The organism is Rhizobium brockwellii (assembly GCF_000769405.2).
Taxonomy (GTDB): Bacteria; Pseudomonadota; Alphaproteobacteria; order Rhizobiales; family Rhizobiaceae; genus Rhizobium; species Rhizobium brockwellii.
On the sequence record NZ_CP053439.1, the window covers coordinates 223356 to 247900 of the forward strand.

Below are 24545 nucleotides of genomic sequence, written 5' to 3' on the forward strand. Positions count from 1 at the left end.
GGGCTGGAGCCCGTCCGCTGCGGCCGGGCTCATTCATCACCAAAATCGATATGCCATCACTGGTTATCATGGGATTTGCCGGCGCAAATCCGCTATGAAGGCGGAAACCGGAGATATGCATGTCGATCGTCAGCAGCCTTAGCCCGCGCGCCCTGGCGGCGCCCGAAAGCGGGATCGTCGAACTCGTCAACTATGCCCGTGGCCGCGAAGGCCTGCTTCCGCTCTGGGTGGGTGAGGGCGACCTGCCGACCCCTGACTTCATCAGCAGGGCGGCGATGGATGCGCTTGCTAGCGGCGAGACCTTCTACACCTGGCAGCGCGGCATTCCGGAGCTTCGCCAGGCGCTTTCCGATTATTACGACAGACATTTCGGACTCCGGCTTCCGGTCGAGCATTTCTATGTCACCGGTTCCGGCATGCAGGCGATCCAGATCGCCGTGCAGGCGCTGACCTCGCCTGATGACGAACTGGTTTACCTCTCGCCTTCCTGGCCGAATATCGCCGCCGCTCTTGAAATCTCAGGTGCGCGCTCCGTTGGTGTCGAGCTGCAGTTTGAAGGCGGCAAATGGGCGGTCGATCTTGACCGCATCGAAACCGCGATTACGCCGAAGACCAAGGGCATCTTCATCAACACGCCGTCGAACCCGACGGGCTGGACGGCAACGAAGCAGGATCTTGGCGATCTCCTGGCGCTTGCCCGCAAGCACGACCTCTGGATCATGGCGGACGAAATCTACGCCCGCTACTATTTTGCCGGCGGCCGCGCCCCCTCTTTCCTCGATGTGATGGAACCGGACGATAAGATCATCTTCGTCAATTCCTTTTCGAAGAACTGGTCGATGACCGGCTGGCGCGTCGGCTGGATCGTAGCACCCCCTGAAATGGGCCAGGTGCTCGAAAACCTCATCCAGTATTCGACATCGGGGGTGGCGCAGTTCATGCAGAAGGGCGCCGTCGCAGCCCTTGATCAAGGCGACGATTTCGTCGCTGCCAATATCGCCAAGGCGGCCCGCTCTCGCGACATTCTCTGCGATGCGCTTGTCGCCACCAACCGCGTCGAGACACTGAAACCGGACGGCGCGATCTATGCCTTCCTGAAGATCGACGGCGTCACTGAGAGCCGCAAGGCAGCGCTCGACATCGTCGACAAGACAGGCGTCGGGCTTGCCCCCGGAACAGCCTTCGGACCGGGCGGCGAACTCTTCCTGCGCGCCTGTTTCCTGCGCGACCCCACGCAGGTGGCGGTCGCCGCCGAGCGCCTCTGCGACTATATCCTCAAGCTCTGAGAAGCGTCGGCCAAGTCGATTTTGTGCCGGAATCGCCGGATCGATAAAACTCTAGCAAAGCCCGAAATCGGCCTCTAACCACGACTCCAAACTTACCGGTTCAAAGGCCTTCCAAACGCCGTTCGATAAGAAAATTGGAAAGAAAAACCGGCGCCTGATGCCCCTGCTTATAAAAAACGAAAGCAGGGATGCGGGACATGGCAGTTTTGGTGACGGGCGGGGCCGGTTATATCGGCAGTCACATGGTTTGGGCGCTGCTCGATGCGGGCGAGGATGTGGTCGTGCTCGACCGCCTCTCCACAGGCTTTCGCTGGGCCGTGGCGCCGGCGGCGCGTTTCTATCTCGGCGACGTTGCCGATCCCGACATATTGAAAAAGGTCTTCATCGAAAACGACATCGAGGCGATCATCCATTTCGCCGGCTCTGCCGTCGTCCCGGTCTCGGTCGCCGATCCGCTCTCCTATTACGACAACAATTCCGGCAAGACCCGGGCGCTGCTGAGCGCTTCGGTCAAGGCAGGTATCCGCAACTTCGTCTTCTCCTCGACGGCGGCCGTCTACGGCCAGCAAAAGACCGACCTGCCGGTGAAGGAGACGGCCCCTCTCAATCCGGAAAATCCCTACGGCCAGTCGAAGCTGATGACCGAATTCATGCTGCGCGATGCCGCCGCCGCCTATGATTTCAACTATGTCGCGCTTCGTTATTTCAACGTCGCCGGCGCCGACCCGCACCACCGTGCCGGCCAGTCGACCTCAGGCGCCACCCACCTGATCAAGGTCGCCTGCGAGGCAGCGCTCGGCAGGCGCGACAGCGTCAATGTCTACGGCATCGACTATCCCACCCATGACGGCACCGGCGTGCGCGACTACATCCATGTCAGCGATCTCACGGATGCACATCTGAAAGCGCTGCAGCACCTGCGCAGGGACAAGGGCTCGCTCGTGGCCAATTGTGGTTACGGCAGCGGCTATTCCGTGCTCGATGTGCTGAACATGGTCACCCGCCTGCACGGGCATTCCTTCAAGATCCACATGGCGCCGCGCCGCGCCGGCGATTCGGCAAGCGTCGTGGCGGACGCTTCGCTCGCCCGGCAGGTGCTCGACTGGAAGCCCAGATACGATTCGCTCGAAACCATCGTCCAGAGCTCGCTCGATTGGGAACTGTTCCTGTCGAACAAGAATGTCGACGACCTGCACAGCATCCACCGGGCACTCGCCGCCGCTTCGTTCTGATCCGGGAACCCGTTTACCATCCCCGCGCCTGCGGGGGCGCATGCGTTACGTGAATAAGGAAAATCAAGCTTTCTCTGGCTGGCTCTGGCCAACGGAAAAGAGAAGATGAAGAACTTTCTGGCCTCATTGCAGCTGCAAAAAGACAATCCGACGCTTCTGCTGGCGCAGTTCCGGGCCCTGTCGTCGCAGATTCCCATTCTCTATGTCCTGTTGATTATCAACGCCCTTGCCGTGGCGATCACCCACCTAAAATCCGCCCCCCTTTGGCTCTCGCTCTACATTCCCGTGACCTTGAGCGTCGTCTGTGTCTTCCGTCTCTGCTGGTGGGAGATCAGGGGCAAGGAAGATGTGACCGCCGAGCGGGCCTACAGGCTGATGAAGATCACGATGGCAGGCGCCGGTATCCTGACCGTCGCTTTCGGCGGCTGGGCGATTGCGCTTTACCAATATGGCGATGCTTCCCAGCAGGGCCAGATCGCCTACTTCCTCGTCGTGACAGGCATTTCCTGCATCTTTTGCCTGATGCATCTGCCGATGGCGGCGGCGCTGACCACGGTCATCACCTTCTCGGCCATGGTCGCGACCTTCATGTTTTCGGGCAATCCCGTTTTCGTCGCGACGGCCATCAGCGGCCTCTTCCTGATCCTGCCCTTCCTCCGGGTGATCAACAGCTATTTCCAGAATTTCGTCGGTCTCGTGCAATTGACCGAGGAGCTGAAGCAGAAGCAGGCGGAAGCCGAGGAGTTGAACCTCGTCAACAGCCGCAACGCGCTGCATGACCAATTGACGGGCCTTGCCAATCGCCGCAGCTTCTTTCTCTCGCTGGAAAAACGGCTGCAGAAGGATCCGTCCTCGCCGCCCGTCCTCGGCATTCTCGATCTCGATGGCTTCAAACCTGTTAACGACGTCTTCGGCCATGCCGCCGGCGATCTCGTGCTGAAGGAGACTGCCCGCCGCTTCGTCGCGCTGGTCGGCGAAGAGGGCATCGTCTCCCGTCTCGGCGGTGATGAGTTCGGGATCATCTTCCCCTGCTCAATGACACGCCAGGCGATCGCCGATCTCGGCCAGGCGCTCTGCGCCGCCGTCCGCGACCCTTTCGAAATCCCCGACGGCTCGGTCCGCGTCTTCGGTTCCTGCGGCATCGTCTATCCCGATATCGGCGAGTACACCGCCGAGGATCTCTACGAGAAAGCGGACTTCGCCCTCTACCAGGTCAAGAGCAAGCGCAGCAGCGGCGTCGAATTCTTCTCGGCCGACCACGAGAAGATCCTGACGCAGCGCCACCTGATCGAACTCGAGCTACAGGCGAACGATTTCGCCAAGGAATTGAAACTCGATTATCAGCCGATCGTCGAATTGAGGAGCGGCCGCGTCGTCGCCTACGAGGCGCTGGCCCGCTGGGACAGCGCCCGCTTCGGCCGCATCAGCCCAGACGCCTTCATCCCCGCTGCCGAGCGCACGGCGGTCATCGGCCGCATGACCCGCATCCTTTTCGCCAAGGCGCTCGAAGCGCTGGCAATCATTCCACGGCATCTCAGGCTGTCCTTTAATCTCTCGGCGCGCGATATCTGCGACCACGAGACCTCGATGGCGCTGCTCGCCATGATCACCCGCTCCGGCATTGATCCGAAGCGCATCGAATTCGAGATTACCGAGACCGCGCTACTCTCCGATTTCGACACCGCCGACCAGGTGATATCTATGCTGCGCGCTGCCGGCATCTCGATTGCGCTCGACGATTTCGGCACCGGCTATTCGAGCCTCAGCCACATTCATCGCCTCGCCTTCGACAAGCTGAAGATCGACAAGTCCTTCGTGATGAACTTCGATCGCGACGCCCGTTGCATGAACATCACCCGCTCGGTCGCCAATCTCTGCCAGAACCTCGGCATTGCCTCCGTCGCCGAAGGCGTCGAAAGCGAAGAGATTGCCGAGGGATTGAAGGCGATGGGCGTTCGTCTGGCGCAGGGCTATCATTTCTCGCGGCCGCTGCCACTCGAACTTGCCATCGATTACGCCGCCCGGTGCGAGGCCGCAGCCTCTGCCCGCAAATCGCTGTCTGCCTGAGCTACCTTAAATCGACTGGAGCGATGCGTCATCGTCGTCTATTCATGGTCGTAGTAGATGAGGTGAACCATGCAGGACGGCGAACGGCAAAATGAAGTCATCATTGAACGGCGGGGTACCGCAGGCGTCATCCGGCTCAACCGGCCGCGAGCACTGAACAGCCTGACGTTGCCGATGATCCGCACGATCACCGCGGCCCTTCACGACTTTGCCGGTGATCCCGAGGTGGCGAGCGTCGTGGCGACGGGAGAGGGCGAACGCGGCTTCTGCGCCGGCGGCGATATCCGCGCCCTGCATGAGAGCGCCCGCGCCGGCGATGGCCTCGCAGGTACCTTCTGGCGCGAGGAGTTCCGCCTCAACCATATGATTGCCGCCTATCCCAAACCCTATGTCGCGCTGATGGACGGCATCACCATGGGCGGCGGCGTCGGCCTGTCCTCGCATGGCCGCCACCGCGTCGTCACCGAGCGCACGCGGCTGGCCATGCCCGAAACCGGCATAGGCTATGTCCCGGATGTCGGCGCCACCTGGCTGCTGCCGCGTGGCCCTGGCGAGGCCGGAACATGGCTCGGTCTGACAGGGCTCGATATCGGTGCTGCCGATGCGATCCACGCTCGCCTTGCCGACCTTCAGATCGCCTCGTCGCGGCTTGGCCAAGTGATCGATGCTCTCTCGGGCCTGCCGCGTGGCAGTTCATCCAGCGACGTCGATGCAGTGTTGCAGGGGCTTTCGGAGCCTCAGGGAGAAAGCCGGCTCAGGCAGAACGCGGCGGTGATCGATCGCGCATTCCGTTTCGACAGCGTCGAGGAGATCCTGGCGGCACTCGCAGAAGAGGAAGACGAATTCGCTGCCGAGACGCGCCGGGTGATGCTGACGCGTTCGCCGACCAGCCTGAAGCTCGCTTTGCGGCTGCTGAGAGCCGGTCGCCGCAGCGCCTCGCTTGCCGAATGCCTCGGCCGCGAACTCGGCGCCTGTCTGCAGATGCTTGATAATCCCGATTTCTTCGAGGGCATCCGCGCCGCCGTCATCGACAAGGACCGCAATCCGCAATGGTCGCCGGCAACTGTCGAGGCTGTGCAGGCATCAACGGTCGAGCATTTCTTGAAACCGGCCGAGCCGCCGCTTTCACTCTGAACGCTATCCAGTTATCGCCACATGCCGCGCATGCGGGCGCCGACATCGATGCGCACCTGCCGCGCCTGCGCTTGCGCGGCCTCCGATTTTCCTTGCGGCCAGCTGCAAGCTTCGAAGAACTGCAGCAGGGTCGCGGGAATGAAGCGGCTGCGTGAGGCATAGACATGCCGGTCGCCCTGCGAGTTCTGCCCGTAGGTGAAGAAGCGTTGCGGCACGACGAGGTCGAGACCATCCCGGGCGCGTGTCATGGCGACATAGAGCAGCCGGCGTTCCTCTTCGATTTCGGCGGTGGTGCCGACGGCGAGATCGCTCGGTATACATCCGTCGACGACGTTCAGCATGAAGACCTTCGTCCATTCCTGGCCCTTGGCGGAATGAATGGTCGACAAGATGAGATAGTCTTCGTCGAGAAGCGGCACGCCCGCCTGGTCGCTGGTCGCATCCGGCGGATCGAGGGTGAGTTCGGTCAAAAATCGCTCGCGCGAGGCATAACCGCTAGCGATCTGCTCGAGCTGCAGCAGGTCGGCCTGCCGCGTCGTCGCATCCTCGTGCAGCCGTTCCAGATGCGGCGCATACCATTGCCGCGCCAGGCCGATCTCTGCCGGCCAGCCGGCCTTGCCGGTCTTCAGCTCCTGCAGCATCGAAACGAACATTGTCCAGTCCTCGCCGGAGCGCGGCGGCGCTGGCATGGCGCCAAGAGCAGTAATCGGGCTGGCATCCTCGGCCATCAGGTCGAGCGTCTTCTGCGCCGTCGACGGGCCGACGCCCGGCAGGATCTGCATCAGCCGGAAGCCCGCCACCCGGTCGCGCGGATTCTGCGCGAAGCGAAGGGCGGCCAGCATGTCCTTCACATGCGCGCTGTCGAGAAACTTCAGCCCGCCGAATTTGACGAAGGGGATGTTGCGCCGGGTCAACTCGACCTCCAGCGGCCCGCTGTGATGCGAGGCACGAAAGAGCACGGCCTGCTGCTTGAGCTTCAGGCCTTCCTCGCGATTGTCGAGCACCATGTCGGTGATATACCGCGCCTGCTCGGCCTCGTCGCGCACGGTGACAAGGCGCGGCCGCTCGGACGATTGCCGCTCGGTCCAGAGATTCTTGGTGAAGCGCTCCGAGGCGAGATCGATGACGGCGTTGGCGGCGGCGAGGATCGGCTGCGTCGAGCGGTAGTTGCGGTCGAGCGTGACGATATTGGCGGCCGGGCTGAAGGCGGCGGGAAAATCGAGGATATTGCGCACCGTCGCGGCGCGGAAGGAATAGATCGACTGCGCATCGTCACCGACGACGGTCAGCCCCTGGCCTTGGGGCTTCAGCGCCAGCAGGATCGAGGCCTGCAGCCGGTTGGTGTCCTGATATTCGTCGACCAGCACATGGTCGAAGCGGCTGCCGATATCCTCCGCAATCATTTCTTCGCCAACCATCTGCGCCCAGTAGAGCAGCAGATCGTCGTAATCGAGCACGTTCTGGCTCTGCTTGGCCTCGACATAACTGGCGAAGAGTTCGCGCAGCTGTTTCTCCCACGTCGCGCACCAGGGAAAGACGTCGCGCAGCACGAGGTCGAGCGCGGTTTCCGAATTCACCGCCCTGGAATAGATGGCAAGGCATGTGCCCTTTGTGGGAAAGCGGCTTTCCGTCTTCGAGAAGCCGAGGTCGTGCCGGATGAGGTTCATCAGATCGGCGCTGTCTTCGCGGTCGTGGATGGTAAACCCAGGATCGAGACCGATCTGCTCCGCATAATCGCGCAGCAGCCGGGCGCCGATGCCGTGGAAGGTGCCGGACCAGGAAAGCGCATCCGCCATCACGCCGGCATTCGCACCAAGCACGTCGCGGCAGATGCGCTCGACGCGTCGTGCCATCTCGGCTGCTGCCCGGCGCGAGAAGGTCATCAGCAGAATGCGGCGGGGATCGGCGCCTTTGACGATCAGATGGGCGACGCGATGCGCCAAAGTATTCGTCTTGCCGGAGCCGGCGCCGGCAATGACCAGCAGCGGCCCGGCAATATGGCTGCCGTCGATGAGCGTGCCGTGCTCGACGGCCATGCGCTGCTGCGGATTGAGCTTTTCGAGATACATCCAGCCGTCCGGTCGGGCTCCCGCAGAATCACTGGGGAAAGATTAGATGTTCCTTGAATGTTCGCGATTGCCGCCTCTGTCAAGCGCCACGGCCCCCGAAGGCCTCAATCGGGGAAATCCGGGCCGATCTCGCGCCGCACCAGCTTCAGGCTGCGGTCGGGCTGAAGGATATAGGTTTCCTCGACGCGCTGGCCCGTCCCGTTGTAGAACTGGTTGTAGACGGCGCTGCCGACCGGCGACTTGCTGAGCTTCGTTCGCGGCTGGCCGCCATAGGTAATGCTGCCGGGAATGGGTTCCAGCGCCGGCGTATCGGCCGAGGAGCAGCCGGCAAGCATTGCCCCGGCAAACAAGGCGGGCAGAAACGCTTTCATCGTCATCATCCCTCTTTCGACTGCTGCCAGATATGGAAGCCGCGGCGCCTTTCGCCAAGGGGTGCCCATGCCACCGCGCACGTATCGCTGTCGAACAGGCTCTTCTTTTCCCGGGGACGCAACGAAATGCGTCGCTGCGGCGTTAACAGTCATCAACCAACATCAGGAAACGTTCACGGTGCTCGGCTTTCCAGCATTCACGGGGCATGGCGAGCCCCGCCGCCAGGGTCACAGCGATGCGGCGACGCGCGCCTCGGTGGAGAGCGCCCTTCATGCGGCCGCCGATATCGAAGTCGGCGAAATCACCGTCAGCCTATCGGGCTCCTATGTCATCCTGGAGGGCTTCGTGCGCCGGCGGGGCGATGTCGAGCGGGCGATCGAGATCGCCGAGGGCGTCGTCGGCCGAGGCTATGTGCGTGCTCGCTTGCTGCGAAGCTAATGCATGTCGCCTAAAGGTGTGCAGCGGTTTTAGGACAACGACCTGCATCAAATAAAAGTCCGGTGAAGGAGATGCTCCGCCGATCTGCGCGCTCATCTCTTTGCGATGCATGAAGGGAACCAAAATGCTCTCTCGCGTGTTGAAAGGCCGGACCTAAACGCTGGAGACTCTCATGCAGTTGCTTCCTCGCCTGTGGGCAACGACCTTGATAGTGGGGTGTGGTGTCTTTGCCGGCTCCGCCCATGCCTCGCTGGAAACCGGCACGAATTATTCCGCTTTGCCGAAGGACCAGATCGCCCTCAACGAATATACCTGGACCGTCGCCTGCCAGCCGGTAGAGCCTCACTATCTCCCCTCTTTCATTCGCGCGGCAGATGGCACGATCATCGGCGTCGGTTATGTCGAGATCGAGAATGAGAGCGGCGCGGATTGCTGAAAAAGGCGGTCCTGCTCGGACGAGGCTCGCCTGCGTTTCCGCAGAGAGTACGAGCCTTTAACCATCATCATGATGGCTGGGCATCTTCTATGAAGACACCTGTATTGGGCGCAACGCCTGTTGCATCAAATCCCGGCACGCATTTGTTGCAGGGTTAAACCAAAATTAAAGCCCAAAATTAAAGCATTATCCCGTTCCGGCACGCTTGCGCGCCCAGAAGGCGAAAATCGCCCGAAATTCCTTGCCGAAGTGCAGCGCATAACCCCGAAAATCGGAATCGATTTTCGGAAAGGATTATGCGCCAGTTCAATGCAACTTCAGCTTCGCCTCTTCGGCGGCCGCCAGAAACTCGGCTCTTGCTTCTTCCACGCTCTTGCGCCCATCGAGCGCTGCCCGGCAGGTGCTGCGGGCCTTGATATAACGAAGCCCGCGCATACTCGGCCACAGATCCGCCAGGCACTTCAGCGCATCGAACGGACCATTGACCGTTCGCGCATCCGCACCTTCGAAACCAACCTTGACCGGGCTGTTCCATCTTTCAGTTGCCATTGACGCTCCTCCACGATTGTCGACAGAACGAAGCGCAGCATCTCCCAGTTCCTCCGGGGAGACTTTGCGATAGTTAATACTCTAGCGTGATTTTTGCCGTCAGCAATGGTGAATCGTTGGTTGCTAATGAGGCGAAATGTCAGCTTGCGGGTGAGGTTGCGTGCGCACGCACGCCAAGAGGAATTTTTATCGGTCGCAAATAAGTTGTATAGCGCCGGCGCGCTGCCATCGCTACCATGTTCGGCAAGCTGAGGGCTCGACATGCGTTTAGATCGACAATTGATCCAGGCTGCTTTTCTCTACGGCGCGCTGGCAATGCCGGCCCTCGCCGGCGGCACGGCGCCGTCTGCTGAAGACGCTTTCTTCGCGCGTCTCTCCATCGAGGCCATCCCAAGACTGCAGCGGGAATATTTACGGGCGACCCTGCCTCGGCACGGTGAAGGGACGGCGATCGACCTCACTTCCCGTTTCATGTCGGAGAATGCGCCTCGCTGGTATATCGAAGGCATTGATGATGGAGTGTCCCCGCGACCCCACGCGCCGATTCCAGGCGAAGAAATGGTGGTAACCGGAGAACTGTTCGAACTGTGGCAGTTATCCCCGTTCATACCTTATCATCTCGAAGTAAGCGAGCTTCCCGATTGCGCTGCGTGGCTGTCCGGTTCATGCAGATGGCTGCCCCTCACCCTAACCCTCTCCCCGTAAAAACGGGGCGAGGGGACGTGCCCTGCGAGAGGTGAGCGGGAGACGGAGAGGTTGCGGCATATCCCCTTCGCCCCGTTTACGGGGAGAAGGTGGCGGCAGCCGGATGAGGGGCTGGTCTCGCCGATCTACTAAGTCGGAATGTTGCGTGTGACGTTAAATAACGCCCTCCGCCCAGTCCACACTTTTACAGCAGCGAACTGTTGTCCAGTTGTCGCCCGCCTCGCTGAGGAAGAAAAGTGATTTCCCGATATCTAAGAGAAAGCTGGTGCTGCCGAGTGGGATTGAACCACCGACCTCACCCTTACCAAGGGTGTGCTCTACCACTGAGCTACGGCAGCAGGACCAGGACCCGTGCGAGCCGTGTGGCTCAATCGCGAGAACGGGGGGCTATTGCCACAGCTTGGCGGCCAGTGCAAGCCGCAAATTCCAACTTCGCGTCGATTGCGATGACGGGCCTTTTGGATTGGCGCGAATTCGGCTAATCCTGTCGCATGAACGAAAAGACCGAAACCGGCCAGCAGAGCCGCAAACAGGCGATCGAGGCACAGGCGAAACTGCGCCGCGACCGCGCCGCCGAAAAGCTCAGGGAAAATCTGGGGCGACGCAAACAGCAGGTCCGCGCCCGCCGTTCGGGCCAGGCCGACGAAACAAATGGGCTGCCCGCCGCAAAAATGGACGAATCGTAATGTTCCGTCCGTCGCGAATTGAAGCGTGTCGAGAAATCCCCTAAACACCTCACTCCTTATTCCAAGGCAGAACTTTCAGGAAAGGCGGGCTCGGCCCGTAAGCGCACATGGATCGTATCAGAATCGTCGGCGGTAATGAGCTGAATGGCATCATTCCGATTTCCGGCGCCAAGAATGCCGCACTGCCGCTGATGATCGCCTCGCTTCTGACCAGCGATACGCTGACGCTCGAAAATGTGCCGCATCTGGCCGACGTCGAGCTGCTGATGCGCATCCTCGGCAATCACGGCGTCGACGTCGCCGTCAACGGCCGCCGCGAGCGCCAGGAAGACGCCTATTCGCGCACGATCCATTTCACCTGCCGCACCATCGTCGATACGACCGCATCCTATGAACTGGTCTCGAAGATGCGCGCCTCCTTCTGGGTCATCGGCCCGCTGCTGGCGCGCGAAGGCCATTGCCGCGTTTCGCTGCCGGGCGGCTGTGCCATTGGCACGCGCCCCGTCGATCTCTTCATCGAGGGCCTGACGGCGCTCGGCGCCACCATGGAAATCGATGCCGGTTACATCAACGCCAAGGCTCCGGCTGGCGGCCTGATCGGCGCACGCTATACCTTCCCGAAGGTCTCCGTCGGCGCCACCCATGTGATGATGATGGCGGCAACGCTTGCCCGCGGCACGACTGTCATCGGCAATGCCGCCCGCGAGCCTGAGGTCGTCGACCTCGCCAACTGCCTGAACGCCATGGGCGCCAAGATCACAGGTGCCGGCACCGCGACGCTCACCATCGAAGGCGTCACCTCGCTCTCCGGCGCCCGCCACCGCGTCCTGCCGGATCGCATCGAGACCGGCACCTATGCCATGGCCGTCGCCATGGCCGGCGGCGACGTCGTGCTCGAAAATACCGATGTGGCGCTGCTCGAAACCGCGGTGGAAACGCTGCGCCGCGCCGGCGCGGAAATCTCGTCGACCAACAACGGCATGCGCATCAAGCGCAATGGCGCCGGCATCAGGCCGGTCGATATCGTCACCGATCCTTTCCCGGGTTTCCCCACAGATCTGCAGGCGCAGTTCATGGCGCTGATGACCCGCTCTTCCGGCGTCTCGCATGTCACCGAGACCATCTTCGAAAACCGTTTCATGCATGTGCAGGAGCTTGCCCGCCTCGGCGCCAGGATCTCACTGTCCGGCCAGACGGCGAAGATCGAGGGTGTCCAACGCCTGCGCGGCGCGCCTGTTATGGCGACCGATCTGCGCGCCTCCGTCTCGCTCGTCATCGCCGGCCTTGCCGCTGAAGGCGAAACCACGGTCTCCCGCGTCTATCACCTCGACCGCGGTTTCGAGCGGCTCGAGGAGAAGCTGACCCGCTGCGGCGCCATCGTCGAGCGCATCAGCGAATAAGCACCGTTCATCCCGGTTGCGTAATTGGCCGCCGCGCCTTATTTCCCTTGTCTGACGCATCGCCATCCCGGAGGTGCCGGCTGGGGATGAGGCTGAATGACCGACCTGAAACTTGTTGCGCTCGATAACGAGGATCTTGCGATCATGTCCGCGCATATGCAGGACAGCGTCTTCAAGGTCGGCGACATCGACTGGTCGCCGCGCGACGCGCAGTTCGCGCTTGCCGCCAATCGGTTCGTCTGGGAAGGTGCCGAGCGCAAGCGCAAGGGTTTCGAGCGCCGCCGGGCTGCCCTGGTCTTCAAGCGCGTGCTTGCCGTTCGCTCGCTCGGCATCGATCGCGGCAAACGCGACGAGGTGCTGTCACTGCTGGCGCTGCGCTTCGAGCAGAAGGGCGAGGGGCCGGAGGGCACGATCGAGCTTTCGCTGTCCGGCACGGCCTCGATTGCGCTCGATGTCGAATGCATCGAAGCCCAGCTGGCCGATATCGGCGGCGCTTGGGAGGCCTCCTCCAAGCCTCGCCACCGCTGACATGACGCCCTAAAGTTTGAACATCGCAGTTTCGAGTTGAGAAGGAATATCGGCCTTGGCAATCTGGCTGGATCAGGCATCGGAAGGTTTCGAGCAGCATTTTGCCGCCTTTCTGACGACGAAGCGTGAAGTCTCCGAGGATGTGAACATCGTCGTTCGCGCCATCATCGATGACGTGCGCGCCCGTGGCGATGTGGCACTGGCCGAATATTCGCTGAAATTCGACGGCATCGATTACGCCACCGTCCCGATGCGTGTCACGCCTGAAGAGATCGACGCCGCCGTCGAGGCGGTGCCTTCGGAAGTGCTGGGGGCGCTGAAGCTCGCCGCACTGCGCATTGAATCCCACCATCGCCGGCAGCTGCCGAAGGATGATATCTACGAGGACGACCTCGGTGTCGGTCTCGGCTCGCGCTGGACGGCGATCGAAGCGGTCGGGCTCTATGTTCCAGGCGGCACCGCGAGTTATCCGAGCTCGGTGCTGATGAATGCGGTGCCGGCCAAGGTCGCCGGCGTCGATCGCATTGTCATCGCCGTTCCTGCCACAGGCGGCGCCGTCAATCCGGCAGTGCTTGCTGCCGCTAAGCTTGTCGGTGTCACCGAGATTTATCGTGTCGGCGGCGCCCAGGCGATCGCCGCTCTTGCCTATGGCACCGAGACGATCGCTCCGGTCGCCAAGATCACTGGCCCCGGCAATGCCTATGTCGCTGCCGCCAAGCGCCATGTCTTCGGCACCGTCGGTATCGATATGATCGCCGGCCCCTCCGAGGTGCTTGTCATCGCAGACAAGGACAACAATCCGGATTGGATCGCCGCCGACCTCTTGGCCCAGGCCGAGCACGATGTCAGTTCCCAGGCGATCCTGATCACCGATGATGCCGCATTCGGCAAGGCGGTGGAGCAGGCGGTCGAACGCCAACTGAAGACGCTGAACCGGGCTGAGACGGCGGCAGCAAGCTGGCGCGATTTCGGCGCGGTCATCCTCGTTTCCGATCTTAAACAGGCCATTCCGCTGGCAAACCGTATCGCTGCCGAGCATCTGGAGCTCGCTGTCGTCGATCCGGACCGGCTGCTCGACGGCATCCGCAATGCCGGCGCGATCTTCATCGGCGCCCATACGCCTGAAGTCATCGGCGATTATGTTGGCGGTTCGAACCATGTGCTGCCGACGGCGCGTTCGGCGCGCTTCTCCTCCGGCCTTTCGGTGCTCGATTTCGTCAAGCGCACCTCGATCCTGCGCCTTGGGCCCCAGCAGCTTCGCACCCTCGGCCCGGCGGCGATCGCCCTTGCCGTTTCCGAAGGCCTTGATGCCCATGCGCGATCGGTCGCGATCCGCCTCAACCTCGAAAGGTGAGGGCATGGCGAAGGGCGATTTCCGGCTTTGCGACGTCGTCCTTGACGATACGATCGGCCGTTCGACGCCCGATGTCGAGCATGAACGCGCCGTCGCCATTTTCGATCTGATCGAGGAGAACAGGTTTACGCCGCTCGGCCATGCCGGCGGCCCTTACCGACTGAACATCTCGCTGGTCGACTCGAAGCTGGTTTTCGCCATTACCACCGAAGAAGGCGTCGGCGTTGCCACTCATATTCTGTCGCTCACGCCCTTCCGGCGGATCGTCAAGGATTACTTCATGATCTGCGAGAGCTATTACGAAGCGATCCGTTCGTCGACGCCGAGCCGCATCGAGGCGATCGACATGGGCCGGCGCGGCATCCACAATGAAGGCTCGCAGACGCTGAAGGATAGGCTGGCCGGCAAGATAGAGGTCGATTTCGATACCGCCCGGCGCCTTTTCACGCTGGTCTGCGTGCTCTACTGGCGCGGATGACGGCAATGGAGCGCGCCGCCGACGTCGAGGAGGGAAAGCGGCCGGGCGCCATCCTCTTCATGTGCGGGATGAATGCCATCCGCTCGCCGATGGCCGAAGCGATCGCCCGTAGCATTTTACCTGCCAATACCTATATCAGGTCCGCGGGCGTTCGCGCCGGCGAGCGCGATCCCTTCGTGGATGCCGTGCTCGAGGAGATCGGGCTTTCCCTCGGGCGCCGCCAGCCGCAGACGCTGGAAGAGCTCGAGGATGATTATTTCGATCTGATCATCACGCTGTCACCGCAGGCCCATCATGCAGCACTTGAGCTGACCCGGTCGAATGCGGTCGATGTCGTGTACTGGCCGACCATGGATCCGACGGTTGCAATCGGAACGCGCGAGCAGATTCTGGAAAGCTATCGCGAGGTCCGCGATCACTTGGCCGGCCTCATCGAAAGCCGGCTACTCAAACGAAATGGCATTGCCGCACAATCGGCATGAAAACAAATAAAGGAAAGCCTGATCAACGAGGTTCACAAACCTGCGTTGATTGTGTAGTTTCCGCCCAAATTTTAAAGGCGCGCGCTGCGCTGCCTATTCAACCCACAGGAAGAAAACACTTATATGCCTAAAGAAGAAGTCCTCGAATTCCCGGGAATCGTCACCGAACTTCTGCCGAATGCGACGTTCCGCGTGAAGCTCGAAAACGAACACGAGATCATCGCCCACACCGCGGGCCGCATGCGCAAGAACCGCATCCGCGTTCTCGCCGGCGACAAGGTGCTTGTGGAAATGACGCCCTACGATTTGACCAAAGGCCGCATCACCTACCGTTTCAAGTAAGTTTGCCCGAGGGTCCTGCAAGGGTTCTTGCTCCCGTCTGCCGATGGTCGAGGTTCCATGGCGCTGAAATACAAGCTCATTCTGGCCTCAGGCTCGCCCCGGCGCGTCGACCTGCTCAACCAGGCCGGCATCGAGCCCTCGCGCCTGATGCCGATGGATATCGACGAGGCGCCGAAGAAATCGGAGCATCCGCGTTCGCTCGCCCGCAGGCTTTCGGCTGAGAAGGCTGAAGCGGCTCTTGCCGCCATCAAGGGCGATATCACCTGGAAGGGCAGCTATATCCTGTCTGCCGATACGGTGGTCGCTGTCGGCCGGCGCATTCTCGGCAAGGCTGAGTTCGCCGACGAGGCGTTGAACTCGCTGCATCTCCTCTCGGGACGCAACCATATGGTCTACACCGGCGTTTGCCTGGTGACGCCGGATCGCAAGATCCGTCAGAAGATCGTCGAGACCAAGGTCCGCTTCAAGCGTCTCTCCGGTTTCGAGATCGAAAACTACCTGGCCTCCGGCCAGTGGCGCGGCAAGGCAGGCGCCTACGGCATCCAGGGCCTCGCCGGCACCTTCGTGCAGAAGATGGTGGGCTCATACACCAATGTCGTCGGCCTGCCGCTTTATGAAACCATTCTGCTTTTGACCGGCGAAGGCTTCGATGTGCATAGCCGGTGGCCCGAGGGCTGAGCCCGACGGCCGATCGCATAGGACAAACCGATATGCCTGAAGACAAGAAAGCGGCCGCCAAGGTCGAACCGCTGCGCAAGACGCGCCCTTGCCCCGAATGCGGCAAACCTTCCCACCGCGAACATTACCCCTTCTGCTCAAACCGCTGCCGCGAGGCCGACCTCTCCCGCTGGCTGACCGGCGCCTATGCCATTCCGGTTGCCGACGACGAGACGAAGGCTGATTATCCCGATGACGAAAACTAGAGAATTCCGCCCGCGAAGCTCTTATTTTTCCTCATGAATCCGCAAAGCCGGCAAGACCGTCAAAAAAGAGTCATTTGACGCTTGCCATGGGCGAACAAGATGCTATAACCCCGCTCGCTTCCGGGGTGAACCAAGACCCTGCGGTTCCTTTTTCTGAAAGGGACCATCGGAAGCAGGTTAGCCCAGGTAGCTCAGTTGGTAGAGCAGCGGATTGAAAATCCGCGTGTCACTGGTTCGATTCCGGTCCTGGGCACCACTTTGATTTCCTTGCATAATTAGCAAATTTGTGGCTTTGATAAAAGCGCTAAACGTGGTTGCGAACGGCGAACTATGCTGTTCCGAGGCGGACGTGTTGGGCTGCCCTCCGTGCAGACAACCGTCCTAGAAAAGCCTCACTTGAAATCGCATCTGCGCAGGGCGAACGCATCGCGTCGCATACCGAACCTAACTATTTGCTTATAGAGAATTTTGATGTCAGCAATTCGCAAGCTCCTCTTCGGGCTGACTGCAGCTTTGGCCGTTGTGATTGTTGTCGGCGCCGGTTGGCTCTGGCAGGTCGCGGGCGTCTATGGGTTCAACACGATATTGCGCCGTGGCGGAACCTACTGGATCACCGTGAAGCCTGACGATGAGCGGCTATCGGCCTCGATGCAGCTGGCGTTGAAGAGCCCAGTCCCGGCCGTGCAGCCGGGGTCGCTGGTCTGGCAAGAACCAGAAATTGGCTTCGAGGTGGCGGAGCTGCCGGTGTTTGCCGATGGTCGTGAAGTCGATCGCATTTTCCTCAGCAGGATTGATCCGGCGCGCTTCCGCTTCGTCGTCCACAATGCGCCCAAGGGTGATGCGGGCATTGACGAATGGGAGCACGCCTTGCCCAAGGCCGTGCTGATCGTCAACGGCAGCTATTACGACATGCATGGCCGGCCCGACACGCCCTTCATCAGTGAGGGCGTTGCAATGGGACCGCAGCAGTATGATGCGAAGGCCGGCGCTTTCTTTGCAGACGCAAACTCCGCTGATATCCGTGATCTGACCCATCAAGATTGGGCAAGTGCCTTTGCGGGCGCGAGGAATGCCATGGTTTCCTATCCACTGCTGATTGGCAATGACGGGCAAACCCATGTGAATGTGAAAAGCCGCTGGCTGGCCAATCGAACCTTCGTCGCTAAGGATGGCTCAGGCCGTATCGTGATCGGCACCACAAAGGAGGCGTTCTTTTCTCTCGATCGGTTAGCGGAATTTCTCAAGGCGTCGCCACTTGATCTCAAAGTAGCCCTTAACCTCGACGGCGGACCCCTCGCGCACCGCAGCGTCCGATTGAACGGGTATAGCCAGAAATTTTATGCGCGATGGGAGGCGCAGGTCGACGACGACAACGTCAGATTGCTGCGCTGGCCGATTCCTCAGGCCACCTGGGCCATGCCAATGGTTTTGACCGTCGAGCACAAATAGTGAAAGGAACCGCAAGTCCGAGATGAGAATGCCGGGCTCCCGATATGGGGGGCCTGAAGGCGGCCAACAAACCCCTGTGTTCAGAAGTTAGTGTCGCCCTTTCAATGTCTTCGCCAGCATCTCGCTCAGTGTTGCCGCCGAGAGCATGGATTCGGCCAAAAGCTTCTTGAGCTTCTGGTTCTCTTCCTCCAGTGCTCTCAACCTTTTGGCATGGAGACCGACATTCCCGAACTGCAAGGATTGCCACCGATAGAAGGTCGGCTCGCTGATACCGTGCTTGTGGCAAACATCTGCCACTGTCACTCCGGCTTGGTGCTCCTTCAGAATACCGGTAATCTGGTCGTCGTCGAATTTTCGCTTGCCCATCACCGCCTCAGTCCTCGCGAAATGCTCTGTTGAAACTGTCGAGGAGTGGTCTGACGGCATAGAGCGCCACGCTGCTTTTGCCCGTTTCGATCAGTGTCTGCGCGGGCATGCCCGCGACCAGTTCGACATCTTTCATCTTCGCCAACCGCTCGTCCGTTACACGGATCGTCGCGGCAAAGTAGGGCTGGCCGCTCTGCGGATCGGTGAGACGGTCCGCTGATACATACTCCACTCGACCTTTCAGGAGTGGCACGCGCCGCTGATTATATGGAAGGAGGTGAACCTGTGCCTCGAGCCCGGCATGGACGAGATTGATGTCTTCCGGTCTGACGTGGGCAGACACGACAAGGCGATCGGAGCGTGGCAGAAGGTCGACGAGCGGTTCACCCGCGCCGATCACCCCACCTGATGTGTGGATGCGCAGGTTCATGATTGTTCCATCTTCGGGAGCACGGATATCGGTCCTTGAGAGTTGGTCGTCGATCGCCCGCAAACGCTCGCGCAGTTGCATGATCCGGCTCTCCGTATCGCGCATGCCTTGGGCGACTTCGCTCAACCGGTCGCTCTCAAGCTTTGCGAGATCGGCCTGTGACCCGCTGATCACCTGGTAGGCACGAGAGATCTGTGCCTCGACTTGACCCTGCTGGCCATCAAGGTCTGCTTTTTCCCGCTGGAGGTTGAGAAGTCTGCTCCTTCTTTCCAGTCCTTTGGCGCTGAGGATCGTAACCTGATCCAGTTCTTCCTGCGAGATTGTCGCTCTGTCGGCCAGTGCCGCCTTCTGCGCGCCAAGTCCGACGATTTCTTGCCGCACCTGCGCGATCTTTTCGTTGGCGATCTGAATTTCGGCCTGCATGACCCGGCGACGGGCTTCGAAGATTTTCTGTTGCCCGATCAGAATTGCGCTGACCGTGGGGTATTTGTCCATTGCTGCCCTGAGATCCTCAGGATAGGCGACATGGTCGCCGCCCGTCTGCTCCGCAAGCAGGCGGGCGCGGCTTCCTTCGGCGTCCCAAAGTTGCCCTTGAATGCTGTCGCGCTCCGAGCGGGACTTCGTATCGTCGAGCTCTATCACGATTTGTCCGCCCATGACCGCATCGCCGTTTTTAACGAGTATCCGTCGGACAATCCCGCCTTCCAGATGCTGAATGGTCTTGCGGCTGGACTCCGGTTCGACAACGCCGGATGCGATCGCAGCGCTTTTCAGCGGCGCCATGACCGACCAGATTCCCAATCCGACGATGAAGACCAGGATCAACAGGTTCCCCGTCCAGACAACACCTCTGAGCCCCGGCATCGGCGAAGGGGGGGCGGGTCCGCGCTGTTTCGACTCGATCACCGGCAAATAGGCCGTCTGTTGCTTGGCCAACCGCCGACCCGTCCTTGGCGAATTTGAAAATTTCGCCGGCGTTGCATCCAGTTGAACAAGGGCCATGGCAGCGTTTCTCCCTATGTTCCTGTTCGAGACGGTGGTTGAAGATAGGTTTCGTAAATCCGCTCGCTGTCGCCGACGGCAGCCACAGTCCCGTCACGCATGATGGCAATCTTGTTGGTGACTGGCAGGATCCCCATCCGGTGAGTTATGATAACGACGGTCATCCCCCTGGATTTCATGCGCTCGATTGCCGTGAACAGCATGCGTTCGCCGTCATAATCCAGGCTCGAATTCGGATCGTCGAGAACGATCAGAGACGGATTTCCATAGGCCGCCCGTGCCAAGCCCAGTTGTTGGCGCTGCGCTCGAAGGAGCAGGTTTCCACCTTCACCGATATCGGTCTCGTAGCCCTGGGGCAGCCGCATGATCGCGTCGTGCAATCCAACCAGCTTCGCGGCGTCGATCGCCTTGCCGGGGTCTCCTCCATCCAGCCGGCCGATCACATCCTTGATCGCTCCGCCGAAAAGTTCGATGTCTTGTGGCAGATATCCGACGTGGCGGGTCCCGCCACAAAGGCGCAGAGCCGATATATCCACTCCACCAAGAAGAGCGCATCCGCTCGTTGCTTGCACAACGCCTGCTATGACGCGACCGAGTGTCGATTTCCCTGATCCCGACGGACCGATGAGCGCTATGCAATCGCCGGGCGCGAGGCGCAATGTGATGCCTGTCAATATCGGCCGATTGCCGAATGGCTTGATATAGCTGACGTTATCGAGAACGAGGCCATTGGGTTCCGGTAGCGGCACCATTCGGGCATCGTGTTCAGATGCAACTGATATCAGCATTCTGTTCAAGCGATTGAAGGCATTGCGCGCAAACGTAAAGGAGCGCCACGCCCCTATTGCGCCCTCGATTGGTGCAAGCCCGCGCCCGAGCAGCAGGCTCGCAACGAAGATGATTCCAGCACTGCCATTGTTCGCGAGCACCAGCCACGTCGCCGATCCCATCATGAGGATCTGCGCCAGTGTGCGGATCGATTTGGAGAAACCAAGAATGATCTCCGTCCGATGCATCGCGATGTCCTGCGCCCTTCTTGCCATTTCCGCGTCGCGATAGACGATCAGCGCTGCGCCGTCCTGCATGCCCATTGCCCGGATCACCTCGATATTTTTGAGGGCGGTCGTAAATCGGATATAGCTCCTCGAAAGAGCAAGATTGGCGTGGGCAAGCGGCTCGCGCGTCGCCAGTTCCGTCATGACCGCAAACAGCAGAAGTGCAACTGCGCTCAGAAGACCGATGGTCCCAAGCAGCGGATGAACAAGAAAGAGCAGGAACAGGAATACCGGTGCCCAGGGAACATCAAAAAAGAGCGAGCTAGCCGGTGAATCGAGGAACTGGCGTAGTGCGGCCAGGTCCCTGTAGCATTCCGTGGCGCCTCCAGTATCGGCGCGAGCGGCATATTCGAACGATGCTGTCAGCACCAGGGGCCGCAGCCTGTGGTCCAGCCAGCTGCCGATGCGCGAAAGAGCTGCCCTGCGTACGATATCCAGCGTGGACCCGACCACCACGGCGATGGCGATGATCATCGTCAGCATCAGCAGCGTGTCGGCGCTTCGGCTCGACAGGACCCTGTCATAGATCTGCAGGAGATAGATGGAAGGCGCGAGAAGAAAGAGATTGTAGCCGCAGCTGTAGAGGAAGACCAACCCGAAGGCTCCGGCACAAGCCCGGAGCGCAACAACAAGCTGCGTCGGCGGGCGCGGTGGCTTTATGGAAATCGTTGTCATTACCAGATCTCGCTGCATTGGATACTGACGAGAAAAGACTGCGTGCTGGTTCAGCAATTCAGGAGGGTCGCCAGCCGAAACCGGCGACCCTCAGAGTCTGAGTTCATGAGCCGAGATGGCTGACGTCGATATGGCCGAAGGCGTTTATGAAATGATCCATATCATTGTTCACCGTCGTCGTTTCAGGGTCCGAGTGAACCAATGCTGACGAGATGTCGCCGCCGAGAGCCTGGTTGCCATTACCGCCGTTGCCGCCGACGCCTGCGAGGATGGTGGCATGCTGATCGGCCACGAGCTGCGTATATTGTGTCGCGGTCGTAGCCGCATTCACCGTAGCCGTGTCACCGCCGCTCGTGTTTCCCTGATCACCGTTGGAGTGAGCGTTTCCGCCCGCGCCGCCGGCGCCGCTGGTGAGCGATGCCAGGAAGCCGTTCTGGGCCTGGCTGAAGCCACCGGGTCCGCCACCGCCGGCGTCCCAATCTGCCGTCTGCCAAACATGATCGCCGTTGTGCAGATGGGTATCTGCCCCGTCGACCGTTTGTACCGGGTTCACATACGCAACCGGGTTGTAGTTAATGTTCCCATCGTTGTGGCCGTCACCGCCGTTGCCGGCATTCGCGTCACCCGCATCCGGGTTGTGGAGTTGAATCGTGTCAGATATTTGTGGAATAGGCATTGATTTCGCTCCTTCTACTTCGTTTCGTCCGTGTTCCTTTTACGGCGTCCCCTTACGGCGTGGGTATTCAGATGTCACCGCCAGCCAATACAACCGCGAGAGAATATTGCCTGCGATTTAATCTATGGGCTACCCGGATATTCGGTGACATTCCTTCGAATGTATACTTGAAGGTGCCGGAAAGTTATTTTGGATTAGTACGAAGTAATTTGGCGTGGGATGGAATGGTCATGATCTCTCGCCGAAGCGACGCCGCCTTTTTGAAGAGGCCGCCCCATAGCGAACCGGCTGTATTCCGGGGTTCTGATCAGGTAGCGCTTGGCAAAGACGATCTGTCCGGGTCTCAAAAAACGTTTATGTGCAATCGCGCGAAAGATGCGGGACCTCTAATCCGAAAGCGGATTGAGTGCTCGCAAACTCGCACAACGGGCGCTGCGGTCATGACAGCCAAATGGCTACAGTCCTAGCCGACGGGATGTAGACGAATTGCAGGCTCTGCTTTTCTGACGTTCAGATGCACAATGCCTGAACAATTCAGGCTGCATGGCGCCGCACGCTCGGTGGACGTGCGGTTGACCGCGGATGGAGACGGTAATGGCGGAAACTCGTTCCTTATTGGAAGACTTGCCCAAGGCGGGCACCGATCAACACCTCGCCTCCAATGTGGCCGCGGGGCATCTGGCGCTGGTGCCGACTTGGCTTCCATTGGATGTCGCTTCTGGTCCAAGCTCTAATTCAGCCGGCAGCGGTGGCGATGGGATAAGCGAAGGCGTGATCAGCAGCAACGCGTTGGCCGTCTTCATGCCGTCCAATGCCGCTATTGCGGGACCTCATTCGGGCGCCGATGCCTTCCAGGGCAATGATGCGCTGATCAATCAGCATCCCACCGAAATGGCCGGAATAGGCGGGAATGGCGGAAGCGGCAATGTTGCCATCGGCGGCGGCGATGGCGCCAATCATGCCGGCAGCGGGGGCAATGGGCTTTTCTACGGCGGACTCGTCAGCACCGAAGTCGCGCTGTTTGCCCCCGTGAATACTGCCGTGGCTGCAGGCCCCGGCGCGACGGCTCACGCTGAGCAATCGAATAACGCCCTGTTCCTGCAGGGCGCAACCCAGATCGGCGGCATGGGCGGCTCGGGCGGAGACCATAACGTCGCGAGCCATGGCCCGTCGATGAGCCCAGGAACTGCGCTGACATTGACCGGCGACTTTTATGCGGGTCATGGCGGCGATGGATATTTCGTCGGCACTATGGTCGACGTGAGTATCGCCATCTTCTCACCGATCAACATCGCCATCGGCGCCGCGGGCGGCGCGGCGGAGGCCCATCAGACAAACAATGTCATTTTCGATCAGGGCGCTGTACAGATCGCAGGCATCGGCGGCAATGGCGGTGGCTTCAACCTGTCGTCAGACACGATTTTCACCGGCAACCATGCGCTCGGCGGTGGCGGTGACGGGGTCGGATCGTCAACCGGCAGCATGGTCGATGTCAATTTCGGCTATTTCCATCCCATCAACATTGCCGTTCCCGCCGGCGGGACGGCGGACGCCCAACAGATCGATCATGTTCTCTATGACCAACATGCGCTCCAGTTGGCCGGCATCGCCGGCCACGGCGGAGAAGGCAACCTCACCGACGCCCATTCGGCGCTCGTAGACGACATTCTGGCCTTCATGCATAGCTAGAGCAGGATGATTTTAGGCCGGGTCGCCGAAAACCACTCACACTTTTCGGCATCATTCTCCAGCGGGTAGAATCCCAATTTGCATGGCAGTGGCTCAAATGCACGAAACCGTTCTTCGTGCGATCTTTCAAGCCATCTGTTGAATTGTTCCCCCCGCCCGGCATTCGTCTCCTTGGCCGACATGGCACTGAACGGCGGGCTCCCGAGATGCCGCACCTTCCACCATGACCTCATCAGCATTGCCGCCGATTTCGGCCGCCAGGGGCCGGACCTCTGCCCAGCACCCGGTGGTGCCGGCGCAGTGCTGCCTGAGTGAAGCAACTGGTATTATTGCGTCATTAGAGCGCAGTTTCACTAATCATAACGGGTAATCAGCGATCTCAGGCTTTTGTTGCTTTTCGCGTTTGTCGCTTTGCTGTCGGGTCTGCGACTGCTTTGAATTGAGATAGGGAAACAAAGCCCGGCCGATCGGCAAGTCGCTATATCCAATGGCGCTTTCCTGAATGGGTCTGTCGCAGATCGGGTGCCTTTTCAGTGCCTTTGAAAGCTTTGTTGACCCGCTTGCCGTACGTGAATTCAGCGAAAGCTGGAAAGTCTGCAGCGACAAGTCGAACCAGCAGGCCTTTATAAAAAATCTCTTCAATGTGCTCTGCAAGCCCAGTTATCTATCGTTGATATCTTATAAACTATAAGAATTATCATGAGAGGTCAGACTATTGATAT

At 60.3% G+C, this 24545-nt stretch carries 26 protein-coding genes, 2 tRNA genes and 1 pseudogene; 20 read left to right on the forward strand and 9 right to left on the reverse strand.

Annotated features, from left to right (window positions below; genetic code table 11):
* The first annotated feature begins 119 nt into the window (after positions 1-119).
* The 4 genes from RLCC275e_RS01110 (at position 120) to RLCC275e_RS01125 (ending at position 5719) form a co-directional block, all read left to right on the forward strand.
* A complete protein-coding gene (locus RLCC275e_RS01110) occupies positions 120-1286 on the forward strand; it encodes a pyridoxal phosphate-dependent aminotransferase (protein ID WP_033181527.1) in 1167 nt (388 codons plus the stop codon).
* 197 nt (positions 1287-1483) lie between these two features.
* Positions 1484-2518 carry a UDP-glucose 4-epimerase GalE gene (gene galE / locus RLCC275e_RS01115; protein WP_003556317.1) on the forward strand — a complete coding sequence of 345 codons (1035 nt, stop codon included), beginning with the start codon at positions 1484-1486 and terminating at the stop codon, positions 2516-2518.
* A gap of 105 nt (positions 2519-2623) precedes the next feature.
* Positions 2624-4585: a putative bifunctional diguanylate cyclase/phosphodiesterase gene (locus RLCC275e_RS01120; protein ID WP_033181528.1), complete on the forward strand. Its 1962-nt coding sequence runs from the start codon at positions 2624-2626 to the stop codon at positions 4583-4585.
* 69 nt (positions 4586-4654) lie between these two features.
* Positions 4655-5719, forward strand: coding sequence for an enoyl-CoA hydratase/isomerase family protein (locus RLCC275e_RS01125; protein WP_033181529.1), 1065 nt, complete (start codon positions 4655-4657; stop codon positions 5717-5719).
* Between the two features lie 11 nt (positions 5720-5730).
* Here RLCC275e_RS01125 and RLCC275e_RS01130 read toward each other — a convergent pair whose 3' ends face one another.
* Both RLCC275e_RS01130 and RLCC275e_RS01135 read right to left on the reverse strand, forming a co-directional pair.
* Positions 5731-7788, reverse strand: a complete 2058-nt coding sequence (locus RLCC275e_RS01130) for an ATP-dependent helicase (RefSeq protein WP_033181530.1) — start codon at positions 7786-7788, stop codon at positions 5731-5733.
* Positions 7789-7892: 104 nt separating this feature from the next.
* Positions 7893-8159, reverse strand: a complete 267-nt coding sequence (locus tag RLCC275e_RS01135) for a hypothetical protein (protein WP_033181796.1) — start codon at positions 8157-8159, stop codon at positions 7893-7895.
* 178 nt (positions 8160-8337) lie between these two features.
* Between RLCC275e_RS01135 and RLCC275e_RS01140 the strand changes: the two genes are divergently transcribed.
* Positions 8338-8598 (forward strand): BON domain-containing protein, encoded by a 261-nt coding sequence (locus tag RLCC275e_RS01140; RefSeq protein WP_033181531.1) that lies wholly within the window; start codon positions 8338-8340, stop codon positions 8596-8598.
* Between the two features lie 172 nt (positions 8599-8770).
* On the forward strand, positions 8771-9034 hold the full coding sequence (locus RLCC275e_RS01145) for a hypothetical protein (protein WP_033181532.1): 264 nt from the start codon (positions 8771-8773) through the stop codon (positions 9032-9034).
* A gap of 306 nt (positions 9035-9340) precedes the next feature.
* Here the strand turns inward: RLCC275e_RS01145 and RLCC275e_RS01150 are convergent, their stop codons facing one another.
* The gene (locus RLCC275e_RS01150) at positions 9341-9583 is read right to left on the reverse strand and encodes a DUF982 domain-containing protein (protein WP_003545294.1); all 243 of its coding nucleotides are present in this window, start codon (positions 9581-9583) and stop codon (positions 9341-9343) included.
* A 261-nt stretch (positions 9584-9844) separates the two neighbouring features.
* Here RLCC275e_RS01150 and RLCC275e_RS01155 point away from each other — a divergent pair, with 261 nt between their 5' ends.
* Positions 9845-10288, forward strand: a complete 444-nt coding sequence (locus RLCC275e_RS01155; RefSeq protein WP_033181533.1) for a hypothetical protein — start codon at positions 9845-9847, stop codon at positions 10286-10288.
* A 263-nt stretch (positions 10289-10551) separates the two neighbouring features.
* Here RLCC275e_RS01155 and RLCC275e_RS01160 read toward each other — a convergent pair.
* Positions 10552-10626: transfer RNA gene (locus RLCC275e_RS01160), tRNA-Thr, on the reverse strand.
* A gap of 153 nt (positions 10627-10779) precedes the next feature.
* On the opposite strand from RLCC275e_RS01160, the gene RLCC275e_RS01165 reads away from it, so the two are divergent.
* The 11 genes from RLCC275e_RS01165 (at position 10780) to RLCC275e_RS01215 (ending at position 17930) form a co-directional block, all read left to right on the forward strand.
* Positions 10780-10974, forward strand: a complete 195-nt coding sequence (locus tag RLCC275e_RS01165; protein WP_025393091.1) for a hypothetical protein — start codon at positions 10780-10782, stop codon at positions 10972-10974.
* A 107-nt stretch (positions 10975-11081) separates the two neighbouring features.
* Positions 11082-12374, forward strand: coding sequence for a UDP-N-acetylglucosamine 1-carboxyvinyltransferase (gene murA, locus RLCC275e_RS01170; protein ID WP_033181534.1), 1293 nt, complete (start codon positions 11082-11084; stop codon positions 12372-12374).
* A gap of 96 nt (positions 12375-12470) precedes the next feature.
* On the forward strand, positions 12471-12902 hold the full coding sequence (locus RLCC275e_RS01175) for a DUF2948 family protein (protein WP_003556337.1): 432 nt from the start codon (positions 12471-12473) through the stop codon (positions 12900-12902).
* A gap of 55 nt (positions 12903-12957) precedes the next feature.
* Entirely contained in the window at positions 12958-14256 is a 1299-nt protein-coding gene (hisD, locus tag RLCC275e_RS01180; protein ID WP_033181535.1) for a histidinol dehydrogenase, read from the forward strand.
* A gap of 4 nt (positions 14257-14260) precedes the next feature.
* Positions 14261-14734 carry a UPF0262 family protein gene (locus RLCC275e_RS01185; RefSeq protein ID WP_003556341.1) on the forward strand — a complete coding sequence of 158 codons (474 nt, stop codon included), beginning with the start codon at positions 14261-14263 and terminating at the stop codon, positions 14732-14734.
* Complete coding sequence (locus tag RLCC275e_RS01190) at positions 14731-15216, forward strand: arsenate-mycothiol transferase ArsC (RefSeq protein WP_171816929.1); 486 nt, start codon at positions 14731-14733, stop codon at positions 15214-15216. The genes RLCC275e_RS01185 and RLCC275e_RS01190 overlap by 4 nt, the downstream gene beginning before the upstream one ends.
* Before the next feature lie 123 nt (positions 15217-15339).
* On the forward strand, positions 15340-15558 hold the full coding sequence (gene infA, locus RLCC275e_RS01195) for a translation initiation factor IF-1 (RefSeq protein WP_003545338.1): 219 nt from the start codon (positions 15340-15342) through the stop codon (positions 15556-15558).
* Positions 15559-15615: 57 nt separating this feature from the next.
* The gene (locus tag RLCC275e_RS01200; protein ID WP_003556345.1) at positions 15616-16236 is read left to right on the forward strand and encodes a Maf-like protein; all 621 of its coding nucleotides are present in this window, start codon (positions 15616-15618) and stop codon (positions 16234-16236) included.
* A 32-nt stretch (positions 16237-16268) separates the two neighbouring features.
* Positions 16269-16481 (forward strand): DNA gyrase inhibitor YacG, encoded by a 213-nt coding sequence (gene yacG / locus RLCC275e_RS01205; protein ID WP_003556347.1) that lies wholly within the window; start codon positions 16269-16271, stop codon positions 16479-16481.
* Between the two features lie 180 nt (positions 16482-16661).
* Positions 16662-16737 (forward strand) — tRNA-Phe (locus tag RLCC275e_RS01210).
* A gap of 215 nt (positions 16738-16952) precedes the next feature.
* The gene (locus RLCC275e_RS01215; protein WP_033181536.1) at positions 16953-17930 is read left to right on the forward strand and encodes a phosphodiester glycosidase family protein; all 978 of its coding nucleotides are present in this window, start codon (positions 16953-16955) and stop codon (positions 17928-17930) included.
* Between the two features lie 102 nt (positions 17931-18032).
* On the opposite strand, the pseudogene RLCC275e_RS01220 reads toward RLCC275e_RS01215, so the two are convergent.
* The 4 genes and pseudogenes from RLCC275e_RS01220 to RLCC275e_RS01235 form a co-directional block, all read right to left on the reverse strand.
* Positions 18033-18296: pseudogene (locus tag RLCC275e_RS01220) on the reverse strand (transposase); the annotation flags it as partial.
* A 7-nt stretch (positions 18297-18303) separates the two neighbouring features.
* Complete coding sequence (locus RLCC275e_RS01225; RefSeq protein WP_003556353.1) at positions 18304-19728, reverse strand: HlyD family type I secretion periplasmic adaptor subunit; 1425 nt, start codon at positions 19726-19728, stop codon at positions 18304-18306.
* A gap of 14 nt (positions 19729-19742) precedes the next feature.
* On the reverse strand, positions 19743-21458 hold the full coding sequence (locus tag RLCC275e_RS01230) for a type I secretion system permease/ATPase (RefSeq protein WP_033181537.1): 1716 nt from the start codon (positions 21456-21458) through the stop codon (positions 19743-19745).
* Positions 21459-21561: 103 nt separating this feature from the next.
* Positions 21562-22134, reverse strand: a complete 573-nt coding sequence (locus RLCC275e_RS01235; RefSeq protein ID WP_003556357.1) for a hypothetical protein — start codon at positions 22132-22134, stop codon at positions 21562-21564.
* 594 nt (positions 22135-22728) lie between these two features.
* On the opposite strand from RLCC275e_RS01235, the gene RLCC275e_RS01240 reads away from it, so the two are divergent.
* Both RLCC275e_RS01240 and RLCC275e_RS01245 read left to right on the forward strand, forming a co-directional pair.
* The gene (locus RLCC275e_RS01240; RefSeq protein ID WP_003556359.1) at positions 22729-23823 is read left to right on the forward strand and encodes a hypothetical protein; all 1095 of its coding nucleotides are present in this window, start codon (positions 22729-22731) and stop codon (positions 23821-23823) included.
* A 171-nt stretch (positions 23824-23994) separates the two neighbouring features.
* Positions 23995-24138 (forward strand): hypothetical protein, encoded by a 144-nt coding sequence (locus tag RLCC275e_RS01245; protein WP_165419058.1) that lies wholly within the window; start codon positions 23995-23997, stop codon positions 24136-24138.
* Between the two features lie 42 nt (positions 24139-24180).
* Here RLCC275e_RS01245 and RLCC275e_RS01250 read toward each other — a convergent pair whose 3' ends face one another.
* Positions 24181-24465, reverse strand: coding sequence for a hypothetical protein (locus tag RLCC275e_RS01250; RefSeq protein ID WP_245494035.1), 285 nt, complete (start codon positions 24463-24465; stop codon positions 24181-24183).
* Between the last annotated feature and the right edge of the window lie 80 nt (positions 24466-24545).

Excerpts from the sequence above, each read along its gene's own strand:
- RLCC275e_RS01110 (WP_033181527.1), top strand. The coding sequence starts at position 120 with ATGTCGATCGTCAGCAGCCTTAGCCCGCGCGCCCTGGCGGCGCCCGAA.
- galE (WP_003556317.1), top strand. The coding sequence starts at position 1,484 with ATGGCAGTTTTGGTGACGGGCGGGGCCGGTTATATCGGCAGTCACATG.
- RLCC275e_RS01120 (WP_033181528.1), top strand. The coding sequence starts at position 2,624 with ATGAAGAACTTTCTGGCCTCATTGCAGCTGCAAAAAGACAATCCGACG.
- RLCC275e_RS01125 (WP_033181529.1), top strand. The coding sequence starts at position 4,655 with ATGCAGGACGGCGAACGGCAAAATGAAGTCATCATTGAACGGCGGGGT.
- RLCC275e_RS01130 (WP_033181530.1), bottom strand. The coding sequence starts at position 7,788 with ATGTATCTCGAAAAGCTCAATCCGCAGCAGCGCATGGCCGTCGAGCAC.
- RLCC275e_RS01135 (WP_033181796.1), bottom strand. The coding sequence starts at position 8,159 with ATGAAAGCGTTTCTGCCCGCCTTGTTTGCCGGGGCAATGCTTGCCGGC.
- RLCC275e_RS01145 (WP_033181532.1), top strand. The coding sequence starts at position 8,771 with ATGCAGTTGCTTCCTCGCCTGTGGGCAACGACCTTGATAGTGGGGTGT.
- RLCC275e_RS01150 (WP_003545294.1), bottom strand. The coding sequence starts at position 9,583 with ATGGCAACTGAAAGATGGAACAGCCCGGTCAAGGTTGGTTTCGAAGGT.
- RLCC275e_RS01155 (WP_033181533.1), top strand. The coding sequence starts at position 9,845 with ATGCGTTTAGATCGACAATTGATCCAGGCTGCTTTTCTCTACGGCGCG.
- RLCC275e_RS01165 (WP_025393091.1), top strand. The coding sequence starts at position 10,780 with ATGAACGAAAAGACCGAAACCGGCCAGCAGAGCCGCAAACAGGCGATC.
- murA (WP_033181534.1), top strand. The coding sequence starts at position 11,082 with ATGGATCGTATCAGAATCGTCGGCGGTAATGAGCTGAATGGCATCATT.
- RLCC275e_RS01175 (WP_003556337.1), top strand. The coding sequence starts at position 12,471 with ATGACCGACCTGAAACTTGTTGCGCTCGATAACGAGGATCTTGCGATC.
- RLCC275e_RS01185 (WP_003556341.1), top strand. The coding sequence starts at position 14,261 with ATGGCGAAGGGCGATTTCCGGCTTTGCGACGTCGTCCTTGACGATACG.
- RLCC275e_RS01190 (WP_171816929.1), top strand. The coding sequence starts at position 14,731 with ATGACGGCAATGGAGCGCGCCGCCGACGTCGAGGAGGGAAAGCGGCCG.
- infA (WP_003545338.1), top strand. The coding sequence starts at position 15,340 with ATGCCTAAAGAAGAAGTCCTCGAATTCCCGGGAATCGTCACCGAACTT.
- RLCC275e_RS01200 (WP_003556345.1), top strand. The coding sequence starts at position 15,616 with ATGGCGCTGAAATACAAGCTCATTCTGGCCTCAGGCTCGCCCCGGCGC.
- yacG (WP_003556347.1), top strand. The coding sequence starts at position 16,269 with ATGCCTGAAGACAAGAAAGCGGCCGCCAAGGTCGAACCGCTGCGCAAG.
- RLCC275e_RS01215 (WP_033181536.1), top strand. The coding sequence starts at position 16,953 with ATGTCAGCAATTCGCAAGCTCCTCTTCGGGCTGACTGCAGCTTTGGCC.
- RLCC275e_RS01225 (WP_003556353.1), bottom strand. The coding sequence starts at position 19,728 with ATGGCCCTTGTTCAACTGGATGCAACGCCGGCGAAATTTTCAAATTCG.
- RLCC275e_RS01230 (WP_033181537.1), bottom strand. The coding sequence starts at position 21,458 with ATGACAACGATTTCCATAAAGCCACCGCGCCCGCCGACGCAGCTTGTT.
- RLCC275e_RS01235 (WP_003556357.1), bottom strand. The coding sequence starts at position 22,134 with ATGCCTATTCCACAAATATCTGACACGATTCAACTCCACAACCCGGAT.
- RLCC275e_RS01240 (WP_003556359.1), top strand. The coding sequence starts at position 22,729 with ATGGCGGAAACTCGTTCCTTATTGGAAGACTTGCCCAAGGCGGGCACC.